This is a genomic window from Paenibacillus sp. UNC451MF (assembly GCF_000686845.1).
Taxonomy (GTDB): Bacteria; Bacillota; Bacilli; order Paenibacillales; family NBRC-103111; genus Paenibacillus_S.
In genome coordinates this window covers 163,234-184,722 of record NZ_KK366026.1, presented here as the reverse complement: position 1 = coordinate 184,722, position 21,489 = coordinate 163,234, and the positions used below count along the sequence as shown (strand labels likewise).

Genomic DNA, 21,489 nt, shown 5'->3' with positions numbered 1-21,489 from the left:
ATGTTCGTATGTGTTCGCGTATTATTCTAATCTCTTCCAGCTCCGATTGCAAGAAGGAAATGATCGTTTTAGTGAAAGAGAGAGTGCTTTCGATAGGAGATTCTTTGAATTAAGACTTCTTCATTCGCCTTTTTTCGGCTGAATTCGCTTGTTTTCATTTTGTTGAACTTATCTCCAATGGTTTTTTTGGAGAGTCTAGCTAAGGTGTTTTCTTGATTCACCAAAGGAACGTTTTACTGAAATGGTAGAGTACTGTTCGTATTTTTTGTTCTTATCTTTATAAGGAGCGTTCACTTTTTAGCGGGATTGGACATTGCTTAATAACGTATTTATTGTCAACCAGAATATTAATTATATGGTTGACAATTAACTGAAGTTGTACAAAAATGAATATCGTAAGATGTACGAAATTGAAAGCAATGAAGCTGAATGCGAGATCGGGAGGGACCTCATGGAAGCAATACATAAGGATTGGACTACGTTGGCTGAGAAAGCATTGAGAGGGCAGCCGTTAACGATGGAGGAAGGCTTGTCCGTGCTAGAGGCGGATGACAATGAAGTATTGGCGATAATGAATAGCGCATATCAGGTAAGACATCATTATTACGGGAACAAAGTGAAGCTCAACTTGATTATTAATGCGAAAAGCGGACTGTGTCCAGAGGACTGCGGCTACTGTTCGCAATCGATAGTATCCAAAGCGACGATATCGAAATACCCACTGCTCGAGAAAAGCACGCTGTTAGACGGTGCACGCAAAGCCTTGGAAATGAAGGTTGGTACATACTGCATTGTGGCCAGCGGAAAAGGTCCTACAAGCAAAGAGCTCGATCAGCTCATTGAAGCCGTACAGGAGATTAAATCTACAATGCCGTTGAAAATATGTGCGTGCCTGGGCATTCTATCTGAGGAGCAGGCGGTTCGACTGAAGGATGCCGGAGTGGACCGATATAATCACAATCTGAATACGAGCCGCAGCCGTTTCCCCAGGATTACTACGACACATACTTATGACGACCGTCAAGAAACGGTAAAGAAGGCAAAGGCAGCAGGGATGTCGCCTTGCTCCGGCTGTATCGTGGGGATGGGGGAGACGAACGAGGAGATTGTTGAAATGGCGTACGCACTTCGTGAGCTGGAGGCGGATTCGATTCCGGTAAACTTTTTGAATCCAATTCCCGGGACACCATTGGAACACCTGAAGGAGCTGAATCCACGACAATGCCTGAAGGTGCTCGCTCTGATGCGGTTCATGAATCCTTCCAAAGAAATCCGGATAGCAGGGGGAAGAGAGGTCAATTTGCGGTCACTGCAGCCACTAGGACTGTACGCGGCGAATTCCATATTCGTTGGCGATTATTTGACTACATCGGGTCAGGAAGCTGCTGAAGATCAGCGAATGATTGAAGATCTCGGTTTCGAAATTGAGTTATGCGCGTTGTAAGTGGGAAAATCCCTAATGGTGAAGAAATATCGAAAAATGGCCAATTATGAAAGAATGATGATGAAATTTTCAGAGGCGCTCTGGCACATTGGGGGTACTTCACTTATAATAATAAGTGTGGACAACCTCAGGAACTGGGGTTTTGTTATTATATAAAACGTTTAAACGAGGTGTAGAGATGAATTTTTTTGATTTGACCGGTAAAGTAGCTATCGTAACAGGTGGTGCCGTAGGTCTTGGTGGCGGAATCTCTTTGGGATTAGCACAAGCGGGCGCAGATATCGTGATTGTTACGAGCAATGACCGCAATAGAGAGACTCAAGAAAAAATTGAAGCTCTGGGCCGTAAAGTTCATACTGTCGTTGCGAACTTGTCCGATGAAAAAGAATATCCGCGCGTAGTTAGCGAAGCGCTGAACGCGTTCGGTAAAATTGATATTTTGGTTAACAATGCAGGGATTATTCGTCGTACACCTGCTGCTGAGCATTCGGCACAAGATTGGCACGATGTGATTAACCTGAACCTGAACGCATCCTTCTTCCTGTGCCAACTGGTAGGCCGTGAGATGATCAAGCAAGGCTCCGGTAAAATCATCAACATCGCTTCGATGCTGAGCTTCCAAGGCGGAATCAACGTTCCTGGATACACGGCTTCCAAGCATGCTATTGCTGGAGTAACCAAAGCATTGGCTAACGAATGGGCAAGCAAAGGCATTCAAGTTAATGCCATTGCTCCAGGCTACATGTCCACGGACAACACTGCCGCATTGCGTGCAGATGAAGAGCGCAGCTCGCAAATTTTGGTTCGTATTCCAGCAGCTCGTTGGGGCACTACGGAAGATTTGCAAGGTCCTGCAATATTCCTGGCTTCCGCAGCTTCCGATTACATGAACGGTCACGTGCTTTGCGTTGACGGCGGATGGATGAACCGGTAATGGCGGCACAACAGGGTACCACTCAAATGTTTCAACCGGAGATCATTACCTTTGGGGAAACGATGGCGCTCATGATGCCGGCAGGCTCCAAAGGAATCGAATATTCATCGCAGTTTCAAGGATTGTTCGGCGGTGCTGAAAGCAACGTAGCAATCGGCGTTGCTCGTCTTGGTCATCGTGTAGGCTGGTTCAGCCGACTGGGCAAAGATCCGTTCGGACGGATGATCCTGAAAAAAATTCGCGGCGAAGGCGTGGACGTATCCCGTGCTGAATTGACGACGGATGCTCCTACAGGGCTGATGCTCCGCGAAGTCGTATCCGGTAAAACATCGGTATACTACTACCGCAAAAACTCGGCAGCAAGCACGCTGAAGCCGGAGCATCTTGACGAGGATTACATCAAGCAGGCTAAATACTTGCATGTTACCGGCATTACACCGGCACTAAGTGAATCCTGCCGTGAAGCTGCCAAAGAAGCTATGCGCCTTGCCCGCAAGCATGGCGTGAAAGTATGCTTCGATCCGAATCTGCGCTTGAAGCTGTGGTCCATCGAAGAAGCGAGCGACGTGCTGCTCGATATGGCAAAGGAAGCGGATTACTTCCTGCCTGGTTTGGACGAGCTTAAGCTGCTGTATCAAACGGAGAGCTTTGACGAAATTATTCAGCGTTTGGGTGAATTGAACGCGGTCAGTATCGTCAAGGGTGGAGACGATGAAACCTATGTGGTGGAGAAGGGCAGTGTTACTGCTGTGCCGTATTTCAAGGCGGAGCAAGTTGTGGATACGGTTGGAGCCGGAGACGGCTTCTGCGCTGGGTTTATCGTCGGTCTGTTGAAGGGCTACAGCCATGTTGAAGCTGTTCGCCTCGGCAATTTAATCGGCTGCATGGTTGTACAAATGGAAGGCGATTGGGAAGGTATCCCGACTTGGGAGCAAGTAGAGGCTGTGCTGAACAATGTGAAGCACGTAGAGCGCTAAGCCTAGGTATACGTTTAGGGACTGACTGTCGCTTACAGCTTGTTGTTTCATTGATCAGCTTCAAACTAGATGCTAAGGAACGGAGAAACCATATATGAAAAAATTAAAGCTGCTTCAGCAAATTACAACGGAAGGTGTCGTTGCGGTACTTCGTGGCGAGACTCCGGAAGAAGTTGTAGAGATGGCTGAACAAGCCATCGAGGGCGGCATTAAGGTCATCGAAGTTACGATGACCGTTCCATTCGCTCTGCAAGCGATCGAGACGCTTGCGAAGAAATATTCCAGCACGACGCAGGATCCATCCAAATACGCTATCATTGGCGTAGGTACAGTACTGGATCCAGAAACAGCGCGCGCAGCAATTCTAAGCGGGTCCGAGTTCGTCGTAGGACCTTCGTTGAACCCAGCTACAGTAACACTGTGTAATCGGTACCGTGTACCTGTTATGCCAGGGGTTATGACGGTTCACGAGATTCAACAAGCGTTGGAGCTTGGCGTAGACATCGTGAAGCTGTTCCCAGGCAACCTGTACTCGCCTTCGACCATCAAGGCGATTAAAGGGCCTATGCCGCAGGCTAACATTATGCCTACCGGCGGCGTATCTCTCAGCAATCTGGCTGAGTGGATTAAAGCAGGAGCTGTTGCGGTAGGTATCGGTTCCGACCTGACTACCGAAGCGGTTAAAGAACGTAATTACAGCCTTGTAGCGAAAAAAGCAGCTCAATACATTGAAGCTTATCGCGCGGCTAAACAATAATAGCAACAGAGTTAAAGAAGCCATGGCTCCCTTAAGAGCTATGGCTTCTTTTTTCAAGGAAATAATACCTTAAGTTATCAATAAGTGAACTCCGCTGCAACATAGTTCTGCCAACCTTCGTTATAAAGCACATCAGGAAGATATTTGAAAATGCCTTGATGAAGGGGAGTTTAACAAATGAAGCAATGGATTGGGTTGTTGATTGCGTTAGTATTGTTTTGGGGAGCCTCCATTCCCTCCGCATCGGCACTATCGTGCGCACCACCCCGGGCACCAAAGGAAGAGATGGGCTATTCCGAGCTTGTTTTTAAAGGGAGGCTGTTATCGGAAACGAATGACAAGCTAAAGTTTCATGTGCTTAAAGCATGGAAGGGGGATCTGAACGAAACCGTTACGTTAAGTCAGAATTATTGGACCAAGTTTCAAGTTGGAGAGGAATACATTATTTTCGTGGGGACCGATAATGGAAAATTGCGTCCCATGCTGTGCGGTAATACCGGTTTAGCTAGTTCCTTCGACGAACAAACGCTCGGTGAGACGATAGCCATTGGAACGAAAAGTAATGTTGGTCTGGAGTTGGCTATTGCCATTATCTCCGGAGTGCTGATTGTAGCTGGGATAGGCATTACTCTTGTTATGCAATTGAATAGGAAGTAAATAGGCGGGCTTAGGCACCGCTTTTTTTGTTCCAGATGCTTTTAATGAAAATAAAAAAAGACACCTTAATGGTGTCATTCAGATCATAGATGGGTGCTTGCAAATAGAGGGGGGCTAATTTCAGCTCCCTATAATCCTAATATAAATGCGGGATAAGTATAAAGTCTATATTTTTGGTAAAATTTCCTATATGTTTAATCATGCCGGCGGGCAAAGCCATATATTTCGATCATTACACTAGAGGAGCTTTTATACTGGAGAAAGACCGATTGTTCGGCTCCAGCCGTTTTATGGCCCCAGAGGAATACATTCGCGGAAGCTTAATTGATTGGCGGACAAATGTTTATACAATGGGAGCGGTAGCTTTCGTTTTTCTTGCTAATGGAAGTAGAGAGCTAAACGATTGGAGAGCTTCAGAGCCACTGTACCATGTTGCCAGCAAAGCTGCCGCATCTCTTCCAGAAGATCGTTATGAAAGTATCAAAAGCTTTTATGAAGCTTGGAAGGAGGCAATGTAACTACATGATTAAGCTTTTGCTTCGCTAACCACGATTCTCGGTTCATCGCTCGTCAAAAATTGGTACCAGCGCTGCCTGAACCTCACTTGGGGACCATCCGCAGGCACATGAGCTTCCATTCTCAAAGCATCGGGGATCGGTCGGGGATGCTGACTCTCAACGATCCCTTGATCTTCTTTAAGCACCTTACTGCTGTATCTGGAGAAAACGTAGTTCATGCCGGGAAACTTGGCAAAATTTCTCCCTGCAAGCCCGTAAATCGCGGTTACCTCTTGTTCGATCGGTGTGAAAGTAACAAAATTGATGAACTGGCTTCCCTCCGTCTTAACAGGGGTAAGCAGCCATTGCTGCGGAAAATCATAATGCAGAATACCGCCGCCGTTACGAATTCGAATGTGGTTATCATCAGCTTCAAATTCTATGGTTATTTCCTTCGGGGACTTCTTACCGATTGTTTTGTTATGAACGATTGGAACATGGGCGACATCTAGAACGCTTTCTACTACCCGCGTTAAATGAGCCTGCCATACGGTATCGTAAGGTGCCATTACATAGTCCTGATTCTCTAAGACCGGGTTAATGAGTTTTAGTGGCTCTGGCTCGCTCTCCAGCTGATCTCTAGTCATTGGATAGATCCAAAGCAGACCGATACTTTCTATAAGAGGATAAGACTTCGTATTAGCAAAAGCAGGAATAGTGCGGCCAGGATGAGCCGGAATGTCCAGACACTTTCCAGTGCCATCAAAAGACCACGCGTGGTACGCGCACTCCAGCAGACCGCCGTCACAGCGGCCAAGAGATAAATCGGCTCCTCTATGTGGACAGTAAGCATGAAGCGCATGAGCTGTGCCTTGTTGATCTCGAAATAGGACGAGATCCCGTCCGAGCAGCCGTTTTTTGATAGGCTTATCTTTCAATTCCCTTGCCCAACCAATCGCATACCAAGTACAGGGGAATACCTCATGATCTTCTTTTCGAGCAATTCTGTAGTGTTCGTCAACCATCCCACTGCACCTCCTTATATATAGCTTGATCCGGATTAAAATTAGTCATTGTGTCCGTTCCTCATAGGACTTCTATCTTACCATCCGCTGTCTATATAATCATTATACCGAAATGCTTCGTTCGAAACATAAACAAAGAAATCCCACCAGAACGCGAAGGTTCTGATGGGATTATATAAGTTCTTATAATCGTCTGATTACTCTGTAGCGACCGATTGGTCAGCTTGAAGGTTAACCGGAGCGATACGGACGAAGCTGGTGTCGAGATTAGCGAGCAGATGATCTACTTTCGCAACAGCCTCTGTTTGACCTGATGCAGCAAGCTCTTGACGATACGCGCCGAGCAGCTCATTCAGATCTTTGATGCTTTGCGGGCCGACTTTCTCGATTTTTACTTTCGCGCCTTTTGCGATACGGCGTTCAATTGCCGCTTCGTTCATACCCATTTCAGGATTAAGGCGTTGATAAATAACACCGCCAGTCATCCCTGCGCAAATCCAAGGACCTGGGTCACCGAGTACTACAGCACGACCATTGGTCATGTATTCGAAGGCAAAGCCTTTCAGGTTCGCGCGGCTTGCAAGTCCGCCCAATTCATCCTCCAACGGAGAAGTGATCTCGCCGCCAAATACAACGTCTGCGCCGGAGAACCGGATGCAAGCACGAGTATCTGCATTGCCTTGAATCAGGAACAAACCTTTTTGAGCACCGTATCCGAACGATTTACCAACGGAACCGTTAATGAACTGACCGTGGCTGCCTGGTGATTTCAGGATCGCAACTTTACCGCCGAACGACATTTTACCTACGCCGTCCTCAGCGCCGCCGTGTACCGTAATGTCAACGCCGCGTGCGTTGAACGCACCCAAGCCGTTACCTGGTACGGAACCGTCAGTCAAAGTAAGCGATACTGGAGGCAATTCATCATAGCTACCGTCAAAGCGGTCTCTTACACGATGGCTTGCATAGCGGCTTCCGAGAATACGGGATTCCGCGTCCACTTTAGACCATCTGCGAGTAACCGGAGCGTCGAAGGATAAGGAATCCGGGAAGAATTCTTGCCCTTCAGCGCCTGCTGCGATACGAATATCAGAGGATATCGTAGCTGCAGCTTCTTGCTGAGCTTCATGCGCTGCTGCGAAGGAAAGTGGAGCCGGACGCAAAATGTCGGACAAGTCAATTTTATCCTGGCAGCTGATTTGCTGCAGCAGGTCGGAACGTCCAACCAGCTCTTGTGCGCTGGAGAAGCCCAACTGAGCGACGATTTCACGAATTTCTTGGCCCATTCCTCCATACAGACGAACGAGAGAGTCTACTGCTGTATCGAATACTCGTGGTACGAAACGACGAAGACCTTTTTCTTCCGCTTCTTCCATCGAGTCAATTTGTGTTGCAATACCTACGTGACAAGTATCCAAGTGACATCCACGGCATGTTGTACAGCCGATAGCCTGCATGGAGATACTTCCGAATCCGCAACGGTTAGCACCGAGCATCATCATTTTCACTACATCCGCACCGGATTTCAAGCCGCCGTCGGACCACAGCTCGACTTTATGACGCAAGCCGGCTTCGATCAAGGCTACGTGAGCCAATTTCGTACCGATTTCAGTAGGCAAGCCTACATGTGTCAAAGAGTGGATACGTGCAGCACCTGTACCGCCGTCGAAGCCGGACAAAGTGATTACATCCGCACCTGCTTTGGCAACACCGACCGCAATCGTACCAATACCTGGAACGACTGGAACCTTAACGTTAATTTTGGCTTTACGGCCGCTTGCTTCTTTCAGCTCGGAGATGATTTGTGCCAAGTCCTCGATAGAATAAATATCGTGGTTGTTGGATGGCGAGATCAAATCGGAACCGATTGTCGCGTTACGTGCAGCAGCGATTTTAGCTGTAACCTTGGAGCCCGGCAGGTGACCGCCTTCGCCCGGTTTAGCGCCTTGACCGATTTTGATTTCAAGGAAAGCTACGGCGTTAGCCAGCTCTACGTTGATACCGAAACGACCGGAAGCGACTTGCGCACCGCGTGTTCTTTTGTAACGGCCGAGCATATCTTTAATTTCTCCGCCTTCACCGTTCATGGTAACCATGTTCAGACGCTCACCGGCTTCCGCATAAGCGCGGAACGCAGTTTCGTTCTGGGAACCAAATGACATGGAGGAGATCAGCATAGGCAAATCATGACCGCCGATACCGATATCGACTTGAGATGGATCAAGAGGCTTACGGCCTTCTTGAAGGGCCAAATCATAATTGAAGTCAGCAACGTGACGAATCGAGATCGGATTGCGTTTCTCTTCTTCACGCAGCTTATCGCGGTAATCGGTATAAGGAGCCGTTCCGGCAGCAGCCTCTCCGAGCGCCTTCCACATACGTTGGAAGAAGTGGAAGTTACGACCCGCTTTAGCTTTAGGATTCGTAAAGTCGGTATAGCGAGCTTCAGCGTCCTTTTCCAATTCAGCAAAGCCAGTACCGGCCGCTTCACTACCAAGATAGTTCACGATATCTAACACATCAGATACTTCAGGCTTCAAGCCGATGGACGAGAAGAAGCGGGTGTAGCCGCGCAACTCGTGAGTACCGATAGTGGAAATAACTTTTTCCAAGCCTTTAGTTAAAGCAGTGTACACTTTACGTGCTGCAGGCGCACCATTCTTCATAGCGGAAGTTGCAAACAGCAAGTATGGAGATACGATATCAACGCCCAAGCCGCAAGCAACAGCTATATCATGCAGGTTGCGGATCGCAGCGGTACGAAGTACAACCGTCGTTTGACGACGAAGGTTGTCGCCGAACTGCAATTTTTCCGCACGAAGTGCGATATCCACTTTGGAAACGGAAAGGTGCGGATCCATAAATAAACGATCATTTTGATGTGCATCTGCATCATCGAGAATCAACAGTACAGCACCGTTCTTAACAGCTGCTACCGCATCGGTAGCCAATTGATTCAAAGCATCCTTCAAGGATGTTCCGCGAGCAAATGTAAGAGACAGCGTCGCTACGGCATTATCGCCTTGAGCCGTGAACATGGCACGAAGCTGTTCGAAGCTAGGTTGACCAAGCTCAGCCAAGGAATCGACACCGTTGCTGCCTTCAAGCACAAGCGGAGTTAACAGTTCAACGCGAAGACGTTGATCCGGTTGACCGTACACAATCGGACGAGGGCCGACAACGACACGGGTGGAGAAATGCTCCATCTCACGGTCACGGTCGATCGCTGGATTTGTTACTACCGCAACGCTTTCTTTGATGAAATCAGGAATGTTTTGACGTTCCCAGTTAATACATGCATGCGGGCCGTCATGACCAAGCGAACGAATCGGCTCTGCACCGGTTTCGGACATTGTTTCGATCATTTGGATTCCTTCGCGATCCCAACCAAATGCGCTGTACAGAGCATCGGTAACGACAGCATCGTCTTGAGAAGCAGCGTCTACAACCGGCAATCCATCTTTCAAATGCTTGCGCATGCCTGTAAAATCAACACGTTTGCTTGCGCGCTCATAGGCCAAGGATTGAACTCCGGAGTAAGGAATCACTTGAACATGCTCGCCTGGTGTCAGAATGACACCGATTTTTTCTCCTGGAGCGATCGGTTTTGGATCGGCTACCATTTCGTCTACAGTAATAACGCCTTGCTCGGAGGAGAAATACAACGATGTATCGCTTTCTACCATCCAAACTGGACGAAGACCAAGCGCATCGACACTGAAAATACATTCATTGCCGTAACGGGAGACGATACCTGCTGGGCCTTGAGCATAGTGACCCCAGATTTGACGATAATATACATAAAGGTCTTGTAATTCCGGACGGAATTGTTTCATTTCATTAATAATAGGAGGGAACACGACTTCCATCGCTTCAAATAAGCTGATGCCGAAGCGGTGGATGAAGGTTTCGATCGTACGGTTCATGTCTTGGGAGTCGCTTCCGCTCTCAACTAACTGTACGCCGACCATGTCTGCTTCGAGACGCATTTTTTTAACGGTGTTAATTTCTCCGTTGTGACCGAGCAAAGAGAACGGTTGAACACGGAAAAAGCTGGATTGTGTATTGGTGGAGTAACGGTTGTGACCGATAGTTACTTGCGCTGCAAATAGAGGGTCACGAGTATCGTTATAATATTTAGGAAGAATGCTGGCGGCGCCCATGACTTTGTAGGCTGCGGTTACGTTGCTGAGTGTAGCGACGTGAACGTTGTAGCGGGCTTCGATAGCTACGTGCAGCTCGAACAGATGATCGGCAACAACCACTTCCTGCTTGTCGCATAGAGCGGCGATTTGCCAGAAGGTCGGCTCGTCGTTACGGCCGTTTTCTCCAAGCACGCTGCTGTCTACTTGATTTTCTTGTTCCAATATAATAGAAACGCCAAATTGTGCAAACAGCTCGCGAATACCTTTTTGCATGTCAGCTACGGAGATGTCAAGCTTGCGTGGAACAAAAATGTGGGCAACGGAAAAGCGAGTCTCGTAAGCTAACTTGCCGTCAAGTCCGGCTTCATTCAGTTTTTTCTCCCACAGGGCTCTTGGAATGTCGGTCAAAATACCGCATCCGTCCCCTTCGCCGTTAATAAATCCCGAACGATGCTCCATTTTGACAAGGGATTCAATCGTTTTCCGAATGTTATCGCGGGATGGGAACCCGTCCTTCTCTACGATGCAAATGATACCGCAGCTGTCGTGCTCGGTACCTAACAGATTCTGAAAACGGCCTTCATTGCGCATTACTTCATTCATTCTTGTGGTCAGCAGGCTGACCGTCACCTCCCAATAAAAGTATGCGAGTCTTAAATCGTCATCAAGCAAGGTTTATTCATGTCACTGCGGCGATAAGAAAGCGGACAAATTCATCGACGATGTCGAAATGAATAAATATACATTTTTCATGCATAACCGCAATTTGCTGCTGCTTGTCGTTGGCGCTGAGAAGCGTTGGTATATGGAGCAACAGTGTGCCCATATCGACAAAATGAGCGCATACCGATACGGATTTCATGCGAAAAACCTTATAAAATAGCCGATTTTCTTACAAAATAAAGTATTAATAGAATATCACGAAATTGCTGGTTGCACAATAGAACAATCACTGGAATGAGCGAATGTAAGCGTTATCTATTTTGCATAATTGGTGAATAAAGGGAAAATAAGGACGAAAATCGTCGAAATGCTAAAAACGAACGAATAATTAAGGTGATCATTCTATAGTTCGGTTTTATCGCCAATATTTGTATCGTGGAAGATTTCTTTACAAAATTAATATTTTAGAAGGCGATAGTAGAAGACCTTGGCTATATCTAGGACAAGAGCTTTTAATAAGCCTAATTAACGTTAGTTAACATCCGAACGATACAGGAATATTTGGGGAAATATGAGGTGGGTCAGGTTAGTTTACAAAGAAGGACCGCTATTTCGGGAATAGCGGTCCTTCTATATATATTCTGCCTTTATACAATCCGTTCACTGGCCATTATTGCGAAGGAATGTTCCGCCGCTTGAATGGTATAGGCGATATCTTCTTCACTGTGAGCGGTGGTCATGAACCACGCCTCATATTTCGAAGGAGCGAGGCAGATGCCTTGTTCAAGCATCAGCCGGAAAAAACGAGCGAACTGCTCGCCATTTGTATCCTGAGCCTCATCATAATCCGTGACCGGGTGGTCGCAGAAATGGGTCGATAGCGAGCCGCGAATGCGATTAATTGTGAGCGGGATGCCATGTTTACCCGCAGCTTGTGCCAGGCCGACCTCCAGTGTGGCGGCCAGCTTGTCGAGCCGGGCGTAGACTCCCGGCTCCTGTAGTGCCTGCAGGCATGCGATGCCTGCCGATATCGATGCAGGGTTGCCCGCCATCGTCCCGGCTTGATAGGCCGGGCCCAGAGGCGCTACCTGCGCCATGATGTCCTTACGGCCCCCATAAGCCCCAATCGGCAGCCCGCCGCCGATAATTTTGCCCAGGGCCGTCAGGTCTGGTTCGATGGCTGCGAGGCTCGGAGCCTTCAAGCCATCGAACGTCTGCGCCGCGCCGTAATGGAAGCGGAACGCCGTAATCACCTCGTCATAGATGACGAGGGAGCCGTTGTTCCTAGCCGCGGCGCATAGCCCCTCGAGGAAGCCGGGCTTCGGCATAACCATGCCGAAGTTGCCGACGATCGGCTCCACCATCACCGCGGCTATGTCGTCGCCCCAACGCTCCAATGCGGCGTGGAGCGCTTCGAGATTATTGAACGGCACCGTGATGACCTCGTTTGCGATGCTCATCGGGATACCAGCGCTATCCGGGATACCGAGCGTGGAAGGGCCGCTTCCCGCTGCTACAAGCACTAGGTCCGAGTGACCGTGATAGCAGCCTGCAAATTTAATGATCTTATTGCGTCCCGTGTAAGCTCTTGCTACACGGATCGTGGTCATCACGGCTTCCGTACCGGAGTTCACGAAGCGAACCTTATCGAGCGATGGAATCGCTGCTTTGACCATGCGGGCGAACTCGATTTCGAGCTCAGTCGGTGTCCCATACAGTGTGCCGTTCTCGGCTGCACGGCAAATCGCGGCGGTAACATGAGGATGCGCGTGACCAAGAATGACCGGTCCGTATGCTGCCAAGAAATCGATGTAGCGATTGCCGTCCTCGTCCCAAAAGTAAGCGCCTTGTCCGCGCTTCATGAATACGGGAGCGCCGCCACCGACTGCTTTAAAAGATCGGGAAGGGCTGTTCACCCCTCCGACGATATGCTCCAATGCTTCTTTATACAATGCTTCAGAACGCGGCTTCGCGTTTGTTGGTAGAATGGGGGATGTCATAATGATACTCCTTTATCGTTAATTCATTTCGTTGTTTGTGAAAGAATCAATGCTTAATGCAGCAAAAGCCCTTTAACCACAATAACGGCTTGTCCTTGCATCAGTACCCGGTTTTCGGTTACTCGCAGTTTCAATTCACCAGTGCGTGCTGAGAGCTGCATAGCAGTTAATTGTTTTTTGTCGAGCTTCTCTTGCCAGTAAGGGGCCAAAGCACAGTGAGCCGACCCGGTTACCGGATCTTCATTAATGCCTAAGGCTGGGTAGAAGCAGCGAGATACGAAATCATAATTCGGATTGTCGGAACGGCAGGTGACAATCAGTCCTCTCGCGGGAAGATCCTTTAACAAATGAAAATCTGGCTTTAAGTCGCGCAAAGTCTGTTCATTCTCCGCTTCAATTAACATATCCATTCGATTGCTATAAACGGCCTCAGGCTTGAAGCCAATGGCTTCTTCTAGAAATGGAGGAATGGCAGCAGGTGCAACCCTCTCCGCGGGGAAGTTCAGCTCAATGCCGCCATCCACCCTCTTGGCTGTCAGCAGCCCGCTCTTCGTATGAAAGCGAAGCTGTTCGATACGATAAGCAACACCGCTCTCCCACAGCACCTTGGCACTTGCCAAGGTTGCATGTCCGCACAGATCGACTTCACTTTCAGGAGTGAACCAGCGGAGCTGGTAGTTACCTACCCCTTCCATAGGGCATAAAAAAGCGGTCTCTGATAAGTTCATCTCTGCTGCGATCTTCTTGAGCCAGGCATCGTCAGATGGGAACTCCTGAAGAATACAAACCGCGGCCGGATTGCCGGTAAATGGGGTAGAGGTAAACGCATCGACTGTATAAATAGAAATCATTCCGAACATCTCCTTATACATGATGGGAGTAACAAATTGCCGAAAAATGTGCTTTCCTATATTATAGATATTTTCATTCCCAATGAAAACCTTAAGACAGTTTTCATTTTCTGGGGATAAAGGGGTAACAAAAAAGGAACCGGAAGCGTGAGCTTCCCAAGTTCCTTTCTCTTTTCGTAATCCGCATAGTGCTGCTTCATTTTATTTATGAACGGCTCCGCTGCCAGGATTACTCGATAATATAGCAGAGCTCGAGCCGGTTTTGCCATTTGATGACCCACTGCCGCTCTTTTCGCTCGATGCAGGCACTTTGTCTGAAGCGGTCGGATCACGACCATCCAGCACTGCTTTTACATAAATTTGCAGTTTGTCCTTGTTGACGGATATGACCTCGGCTCCGCCAACTCGCTTCTCGATCAACAGATCGGAAGGAGGGATTTGCTGGCTGCTCATACCTTCCGCTTTGGCCTCATAACCGAGGGAGCCAAGCTTCAGCATATCTGTCGTCGTCAGATTCGTTTCGATATAAGGATCGATGCTGTTCAAAATTTTTGGCAGCTTGAGCAGCGAAGAAGTGCTTTGCATTTTCTGAGCAATGGCCTGAATAAATTTACGCTGCCGCTCAGTTCGAGAGAAATCGCTCATTGCGTCATGACGAAACCGAACGTATTGCAGCGCGGTTTTACCATTGAGATGCTGCATTCCCTTTTTTAAGTTAATATCGTACTCATGGCCGTCTTCAGCGTCGGAATATTTCATATCCTTCTCGACAAACAGATCGATCCCATCGATGGCGTCTACGAGAGCGATGAAGCCTTTAAAGTCCGTATACACATAATATTGAATGGGAATGCCCATAAGATCGCTGACCGTTTTCATCGCCAGGTTCGGCCCGCCGATGGCTAGAGCCGCATTAATCCGGTCTTCCCCTTGCCCTGGAATCTTCACATAAGTATCCCGCAAAATGGAAAATAAAGACGCCTTTTTCGTAACTGGATCAATGGAAGCCACCATTAATGTGTCTGAACGCGGAATTTCATTTTTTTTCATCCCGCGGGAATCGCCTCCGAGCAGCAATACGTTAACTCTCTGTTTACCTTCCCATTTAGGCGGCGTGTACGTCTCGGAAACTTTAGTCGTGCTTTTAGATGTAATACCGCTGAAGAGCTTGTCGCTATCCGGTTTTGATTGAATGTTATTGGCAAAATGTAAAAATGCGTATGTATAATATCCGACCCCTACCAAGAGCAGAAGCACTGTTGTTAGTATAGCCCATTTGATTTTGCTGGCCATCTGATCCTTCCTTTCCTTAAGTTGTCAGCTGCTTTTCCTTTGCATTGGGTTCGTGTATCATAACGTATAGGTTTTGACAATACGGCAGGAACATGCATGGAGGATACAGGAAAGCTTGGTGCCGTCAAGAAGTGTCGATCCTTCGGGAAAAAGGTCCTGTTAGTTTGTACTTACCACACGAATTGCAATCGTAAACGGATGAAGACGAAACAAGCGATTGTTATCATTCATAACATAAACGGTAGGTAAAACAAGTACAATGGCACACCGCCCAGAAGCTGCTTCAATTGGAGTCGGCTTGGTTGGGTGATGTTTACATTATAATTTGATCCGTTTCCTTATAGCAAGTTTCGTCACATTCGGTCATGTTTTGCACAGCCTGTAGGTTCAGGTGAAAAAGGATAGACTAGGATAGTCCGATTCGGAATACCATTACGATAATGATCATCAGGAGGACGCTATGCAAGCAATTGAAGTACACAATCTTCGCAAAGAATTTAGAGTTCAAAAGAGCCGTGAAGGTCTGAGAGGCGCTGTGCAAGACCTGTTTCGGCGGGAGTACACCCAAGTCAGAGCGGTGAAGGATATCAGCTTTCAAATTCCTCAAGGGGAAATTTGCGGCTACATTGGCGAGAACGGTGCCGGCAAATCGACAACGATCAAAATGCTAACCGGTATTCTTGTACCTAGCGCAGGTGATATTCGCGTTAATGGGTACATACCTCATCTCGAACGTGAAAAGTTCGTGCGCGGCATTGGTGTCGTTTTCGGACAAAGAAGCCAGCTCTGGTGGGACATCGGCGTTATTGAATCGTTCCAATTGTTGAAAAAAGTGTACCGTGTCTCGGAAGCCGATTTCAGGCAGCGTCTTAACGAGCTGGTAGAGCGGCTGCAGCTAGCCGAGCTATTGGCCCGTCCGGTTCGAAAGCTCAGCTTGGGACAGAGAATGCGCTGTGAATTGGCGGCATCGCTGCTGCATAATCCGAAAATATTGTTTCTGGACGAACCGACAATCGGTCTCGACATTGTCGTTAAGACGGAAATTCGTGAGTTTTTGAAGCAGATGAACCAGCGTTACGAAACAACGATCTTGTTAACGACGCACGATCTGCAGGATATCGAAGCCCTTTGCTCCCGCGTCATTATGCTCGACGACGGAAATATCATTTATGACGGTGGTCTGGAGGAGCTGAAATCGACATGGGGTAAAGGCAAAGAAGTGATCCTTCAGTTTACCGATGCGGTCACGATGAATCGGCTGCACGAACTGACTCAAGGGCTCGAGGTACAATGGACGCTCGACAACGATCGGAGTGCCAAGGTTTGGATACCTCAAGAGAAAGCTAACGTGTCCGAGGTGCTGAGCCGTATCGTCGGTGTGATGAGTATTGAAGATATTAAGATTGTTGAGACGAACACGGATGATATCGTTCGTGAAATTTATAAATCCGGTTCGGCGGAAGTCAAGTCCGAGCAAGAGGCAGGGCAGCAGGGAGTGAAAGTTCATGCTTAATGCTTACCTTGATATGATCCGTATCCGCTTCTTAATGATGCTCGCTTACCGGGTTAATTATTACAGCGGCATTATCATTTATGCCCTGAATATCGGAGCTTATTATTTTCTTTGGAAGGCTATCTATGGTGCCAACGAAACGCTTGGCGGCATGACCGTAGCACAGATGACAACCTATGTCGCGGTATCCTGGATGGCGCGGGCTTTTTACTTTAACAACCTGGATAGAGAAATAGCCAATGAGATTAAAGACGGCAGCGTGGCGATCCAATTCATTCGTCCCTACAACTATATTATAGTAAAAATGATGCAGGGCTTTGGTGAAGGCTTGTTTCGGCTATTGCTGTTTTCCACACCGGGGATGGTGATCGTGTCGTTTTTATTCCCAGTCAAGCTTCCTACGGATCCCGGGGTGTGGGGCATTTTCCTGCTCATGCTGTTTATGAGCTTTCTGATCAATTCCCAGATCAATATCATTACCGGACTGTTCGCGTTTTTTCTTGAAAATAATGAAGGCATGATGCGGATGAAGCGGGTTGCCGTCGATTTGTTCTCCGGGCTTGTCGTACCGATGTCGTTTTTCCCGGGCTGGGCGGAAGGGCTGCTGAAGCTGCTGCCTTTTCAGGCGATTACGTATTTGCCGGGTGCTGTGTTTACTGGAAAAGTAGCGGGCAGCGCCGTGTATGAAGTACTGGGCGTGCAGGTGCTGTGGTTTGTGCTTCTTATCGTGCCGCTGGTCGTTCTATGGCGCGGAGCCCGAACTCGGCTGTTCGTGCAGGGAGGTTGAGAAGATGTTTTACGCTGGGTTACTTATCGATTATTTGAAAAACTACATGAAAACAAGAATGGAGTATCGTTCCGACTTCTGGATTGAAGTGCTTTCGGATCTGATGTTCAACGGCTTGAACCTATTTTTTATTTTGGTTGTGTTCCAGCACACGCAGCTTATCGGCGCTTGGAACGAGCAGCAAATATTGTTCATCTACGGTTACTTTATGGTGCCATATGGTATTTTTATTACCTTTTTTAATTTGTGGGGCTTCAGTGAGCGATACATTGTAAAAGGAGAAATGGACCGCATACTGACGCGGCCTGCTTATAATTTGGTCCAGCTGATGCTGGAGAATATGGACCCTTCCTCGCTATTCAGCGCACTGACGGGCTTCCTCATTATGGTATACTCCTGGTCGCATCTCGGTATTGCTCTGACTTGGTATGATCCGTTCGTCTTCGTGCTGCTGGTGGCCGGATCGATTATGATCTACGGAGGCGTTTATATATTCTTCACGTCGCTGTCGTTCTTCTCCGATTCACCGACGGGAATACTGCCTCTCTTATGGAACATTCAAAACTATGGGCGCTATCCGATGACGATCTACAATAAACTCATCAGCTTGCTGCTAACTTGGGTGCTGCCTTTCGGCTTTGTCGGGTTTTACCCTGCGGCGTATTTTCTAGATCGGGCTAATTGGGGGATGTTCGCGCTGCTGACTCCGGTAGTCGGGGCTGTCTTCCTAACGATCGCACTGTTCATTTGGAATTACGGTGTCAAGCGATATCGTGGTGCTGGTTCGTAATAGAAAGTGAATGAGGCTGTGCTGTACGCTTCACCCTGTTAATGGGCCTGTAACGGATAGATATATCCGCTGCAAGATGCCCGTTATCAGTGGAGGATCGGACGTACAGCCTCTTTTTTGCATACTCATGGACAACAGCTGTTCTTTAATTTGCTTGTTTCTTCTTCAATTCGACACGTGTCAATTCTCTCAAATAGAGGTTCAGGTGCTTGAAGCTGAGTTAAGGGCGGTATCTCCATATAACTCCATCCCGGCGCTTTGATGCCAAGGAAGGAACGGATTTTGTCACAGGAGAACGGTAGAAAAGGCGAAAGTAAATTCGATAGGTTAGCGATGATTTGCAGGCAGGTGTACAAGGTGTCTGCGCCATCAGCAGGACTTTCCTTCACTTGTATCCAAGGCCTATGCTCGTCGAAAAATTTGTTAGCGCTGCGGATATAGGCGAATAGGGCCTCAAGAGCGAACTTGCATTTACCGGCCTCAAGCAGGGCCCCTATATGAACGTACAAGGACTCGAGCTGATGCCGAACTGCACCATCCATTTGTCCTGAAGGCACTTCCCCTTGAAACGATTTCATTAAGAACATTAAATTCCGATTAACAAAATTTCCAAAGGCTCCGAGCAGCTCGCCGTTATGGCTGTGGATGAAAGCCCTCCATGAAAAATCGGTATCTCTCTGCTCCGGGCCATTCGCGGTTAGGAAGTATCTAAGGGAATCGGGATGGTACCGATCCAATACATAGGGCAACCAAACGGCCCAATGATTGCTTGTTGAAAATTTTCGGCCCTCTAACGTTAAATATTCGTTCGAAATAATCCGGTCCGGGAGATGGAGCTGTCCTACACCCAGTAAAATTGCCGGCAAGATCAAGGTATGAAACGGAATGTTATCCTTCCCGTGAACGTAGTATGCTGTCACTTCATCGGACCAGAACTTCTCCCAGTTCGAGCTGGTGGCTTCCGCCCACTGCATGCTGGCAGATAAATAGCCGCTGACCGCCTCGATCCAAACGTAGATTTTTTTACCCTCGAAGCCTTCGAGAGGAACATCAATGCCCCACGTCAAATCCCGGGTTGCCGCACGGTCGTGCAAGCCCTCGTTCAAGTACCTCCGCGTTAGCTGGACGGCATTGTCTCTCCATTCGTCACACTTCTCCACATAAGATTCCAGTTGACTCTGAAACTTGGATAAGGCAAGAAAATAATGGTCCGTTTGCCGGATAGTCGGTGTATGTTTACACAGCTTGCATTTCGGATTGTGGAGCTCCAAGGGATCAAGCAGGGCGGAGCAGGCATCGCATTGATCGCCGCGTGCTTCGCTTCCGCAATGAGGACAAAGTCCTTCAACATAACGATCCGGCAAAAACTGCTCGCACACCGTGCAGTATGTTTGCTCAACTGCTTTTTTGTAAAGATAGCCGTGATCCAGAAGTATCAAAAAAAGCTGCTGCACCACTTGATGATGGAACTTGTCGTCGGTTCGCGTATATAGGTCGTATGAAAAGCCGAGCTTACGAAAGCATTCAGTAAATTCCTGATGATACCGGTTTGTAATGGCTCTGGGCTCCACGCCTTCCTGGCTTGCCCGGATGGAGATAGGGGTTCCGTGACAGTCGCTCCCCGAAACATAGAGGACCTCCTCTCCTTTTTGCCTGAAATATCGCGCCAAAATATCTCCTGGCAGCAAGCTGGCCACTCGCCCCAAATGCAGCGAACCATTCGCATACGGCCATGCGGCTCCGATAAAAATCGTCATCGATCTTCGCCTCCAATTATAAAAAGTAGACAACAAAAAAACTCCCGTCCCCAAAAAGGACGAGAGTGTGTCTCACGTGTTACCACCTTCATTCATCCGCGCTTCACAGTAGCGGACCTCTTCAGGTACGGCACCTTGAAAACAAGATGGTTATACCCTAGCGCTTTAACGGGCGCACACGATGCAGCCTACGTCCATTCAGCTTCAAGCTGAGCGGATTTCGATGCACGGCTCAGAGACCATGTTCGTCAGATGCTTCTTTACTCCTTTTCAGCTGCCGGAGCTCTCTGTTCAAAGAAGGATTCCAACTACTCTTTCTCATCGTAGCCTTTTAGATCATATTCCTTTAATGAACCATTATATCCAGTAATTAACTTTTTATCAATGGATGGATGACCATAAATATCCTTGAATGATGGATTAGGGAAATTCTTTAAGCAAACTTTAAGCTGGCATTTAGCTAATTTTCATGTTGGCGTAAAAGTTAGTTCATATATGACGCTTATACTAATCCATGTAAGGGAGAGGACTTCACAAAAAAAGAGAAACCATAATCGGATAAGGTGGAGAGAGCTATGAAGTCTATGAAGCACAAAATGATGGCGGGAACCGTCGCCGCCGCTTTGCTGATTGCAGGATTAGGCGGTACCATTACCCATCCGGCCTATGCCGACGATGACGTTGCTGATTCCGATACGGTAATCACCGCGCCAGCAGTAAACACTTCGGTGCCGCTCTCCAAACGCGTCAATCTAGAATTGAATCTCATTGCCGTTAAGGCTTCAGGGATTCTTGACATGGATTATGACGATTTGAATGAGGCGCTGAAAGGAGGCAAATCTCTTGCCAATATAGCGGTTGAGCAAGGCAAAAGTGCTGAGGACTTAACGGATAAATTAACTGAGGAAACGTTAAGCTTGATTAACAATGCGCTTATGAGCAACCAAATTACGCAAGAGGAAGCTGCTTCGCTGAATAAGAAAGCAACCCAAAAGATTCAGAAGATTGTACGGGAAGCAGGTTATCAAGCCAAAGAGAAAACGGAAAAAACAAAGCATTCGTTGAAGCTGGGTTCCACCCTCAAGGCAGAGGATTTAGCGACAGCATTAGGGATAACTAAGCAAGAATTGAAGAAGGGCTTGAAAGACGGTAAAAGCCTTTCGGAGATTGCTGCGGAAAAAGGCATGACTGACGATCAACTTATAAGCAAGCTAAAAGATGATCTGGCTCCGTCCCTGCAAAGCTTTATTCAGAAAAAATAACCGGTACACAGCTTGGGCCGCCTCATGGATTTTGGGGTGGCTATTGCCTTATCAGCGCTGGAAGGCTGAAATTCGGATGCCACATAAAAGAGAGAGTGGCTACAGATGATACATCTATTCGGAGTATAAAAATAGGA

The 21,489-nt window shown here is 47.8% G+C and carries 17 protein-coding genes and 1 other annotated feature; of the genes, 10 read left to right on the top strand and 7 right to left on the bottom strand.

Features of this window, described 5'->3' with window-relative positions:
- Positions 1–451 precede the first annotated feature (451 nt).
- The 6 genes from bioB to BP97_RS0134515 all read left to right on the top strand — a co-directional run bounded on the left by bioB (position 452) and on the right by BP97_RS0134515 (position 5,287).
- Positions 452–1,444 (top strand): biotin synthase BioB, encoded by a 993-nt coding sequence (gene bioB / locus BP97_RS0134545; RefSeq protein ID WP_028553146.1) that lies wholly within the window; start codon positions 452–454, stop codon positions 1,442–1,444.
- Positions 1,445–1,622: 178 nt separating this feature from the next.
- A complete protein-coding gene (gene kduD / locus BP97_RS0134535; protein ID WP_028553145.1) occupies positions 1,623–2,378 on the top strand; it encodes a 2-dehydro-3-deoxy-D-gluconate 5-dehydrogenase KduD in 756 nt (251 codons plus the stop codon).
- The gene (locus tag BP97_RS0134530) at positions 2,378–3,355 is read left to right on the top strand and encodes a sugar kinase (protein WP_036747110.1); all 978 of its coding nucleotides are present in this window, start codon (positions 2,378–2,380) and stop codon (positions 3,353–3,355) included. Before kduD ends, BP97_RS0134530 begins: the two co-directional genes overlap by 1 nt.
- A 94-nt stretch (positions 3,356–3,449) precedes the next feature.
- Positions 3,450–4,112, top strand: a complete 663-nt coding sequence (locus BP97_RS0134525) for a bifunctional 2-keto-4-hydroxyglutarate aldolase/2-keto-3-deoxy-6-phosphogluconate aldolase (protein ID WP_028553143.1) — start codon at positions 3,450–3,452, stop codon at positions 4,110–4,112.
- A 177-nt stretch (positions 4,113–4,289) separates the two neighbouring features.
- Complete coding sequence (locus BP97_RS38520; RefSeq protein ID WP_051621243.1) at positions 4,290–4,769, top strand: hypothetical protein; 480 nt, start codon at positions 4,290–4,292, stop codon at positions 4,767–4,769.
- Positions 4,770–4,969: 200 nt separating this feature from the next.
- Positions 4,970–5,287 (top strand): hypothetical protein, encoded by a 318-nt coding sequence (locus BP97_RS0134515; RefSeq protein WP_156043512.1) that lies wholly within the window; start codon positions 4,970–4,972, stop codon positions 5,285–5,287.
- Between the two features lie 8 nt (positions 5,288–5,295).
- Here BP97_RS0134515 and BP97_RS0134510 read toward each other — a convergent pair whose 3' ends face one another.
- The 6 genes from BP97_RS0134510 to BP97_RS0134485 all read right to left on the bottom strand — a co-directional run bounded on the left by BP97_RS0134510 (position 5,296) and on the right by BP97_RS0134485 (position 15,243).
- Positions 5,296–6,291: an aromatic ring-hydroxylating dioxygenase subunit alpha gene (locus BP97_RS0134510; RefSeq protein WP_036747106.1), complete on the bottom strand. Its 996-nt coding sequence runs from the start codon at positions 6,289–6,291 to the stop codon at positions 5,296–5,298.
- A gap of 197 nt (positions 6,292–6,488) precedes the next feature.
- Positions 6,489–11,039: a glutamate synthase-related protein gene (locus BP97_RS0134505; protein ID WP_036747104.1), complete on the bottom strand. Its 4,551-nt coding sequence runs from the start codon at positions 11,037–11,039 to the stop codon at positions 6,489–6,491.
- Between the two features lie 76 nt (positions 11,040–11,115).
- Positions 11,116–11,298 (bottom strand): hypothetical protein, encoded by a 183-nt coding sequence (locus BP97_RS0134500; protein WP_028553139.1) that lies wholly within the window; start codon positions 11,296–11,298, stop codon positions 11,116–11,118.
- A gap of 448 nt (positions 11,299–11,746) precedes the next feature.
- Positions 11,747–13,099: a glutamate-1-semialdehyde 2,1-aminomutase gene (locus tag BP97_RS0134495; RefSeq protein WP_028553138.1), complete on the bottom strand. Its 1,353-nt coding sequence runs from the start codon at positions 13,097–13,099 to the stop codon at positions 11,747–11,749.
- A gap of 53 nt (positions 13,100–13,152) precedes the next feature.
- Positions 13,153–13,950 (bottom strand): PhzF family phenazine biosynthesis protein, encoded by a 798-nt coding sequence (locus BP97_RS0134490; RefSeq protein WP_028553137.1) that lies wholly within the window; start codon positions 13,948–13,950, stop codon positions 13,153–13,155.
- Between the two features lie 201 nt (positions 13,951–14,151).
- Positions 14,152–15,243: an LCP family protein gene (locus tag BP97_RS0134485; protein WP_028553136.1), complete on the bottom strand. Its 1,092-nt coding sequence runs from the start codon at positions 15,241–15,243 to the stop codon at positions 14,152–14,154.
- Between the two features lie 460 nt (positions 15,244–15,703).
- Between BP97_RS0134485 and BP97_RS0134480 the strand changes: the two genes are divergently transcribed.
- The 3 genes from BP97_RS0134480 to BP97_RS0134470 are packed head-to-tail and all read left to right on the top strand — an operon-like array spanning position 15,704 to position 18,333.
- Complete coding sequence (locus BP97_RS0134480) at positions 15,704–16,756, top strand: ABC transporter ATP-binding protein (RefSeq protein ID WP_028553135.1); 1,053 nt, start codon at positions 15,704–15,706, stop codon at positions 16,754–16,756.
- Positions 16,749–17,543, top strand: a complete 795-nt coding sequence (locus BP97_RS0134475) for an ABC transporter permease (RefSeq protein ID WP_028553134.1) — start codon at positions 16,749–16,751, stop codon at positions 17,541–17,543. The genes BP97_RS0134480 and BP97_RS0134475 overlap by 8 nt, the downstream gene beginning before the upstream one ends.
- Before the next feature lie 4 nt (positions 17,544–17,547).
- Positions 17,548–18,333: an ABC transporter permease gene (locus BP97_RS0134470; protein WP_028553133.1), complete on the top strand. Its 786-nt coding sequence runs from the start codon at positions 17,548–17,550 to the stop codon at positions 18,331–18,333.
- A 125-nt stretch (positions 18,334–18,458) separates the two neighbouring features.
- Here the strand turns inward: BP97_RS0134470 and metG are convergent, their stop codons facing one another.
- The gene (metG, locus tag BP97_RS0134465; RefSeq protein WP_028553132.1) at positions 18,459–20,090 is read right to left on the bottom strand and encodes a methionine--tRNA ligase; all 1,632 of its coding nucleotides are present in this window, start codon (positions 20,088–20,090) and stop codon (positions 18,459–18,461) included.
- A gap of 52 nt (positions 20,091–20,142) precedes the next feature.
- Positions 20,143–20,424, bottom strand: a binding site (T-box leader).
- 241 nt (positions 20,425–20,665) lie between these two features.
- Here metG and BP97_RS0134460 point away from each other — a divergent pair.
- Complete coding sequence (locus BP97_RS0134460) at positions 20,666–21,352, top strand: hypothetical protein (RefSeq protein ID WP_028553131.1); 687 nt, start codon at positions 20,666–20,668, stop codon at positions 21,350–21,352.
- Positions 21,353–21,489: the final 137 nt, after the last annotated feature.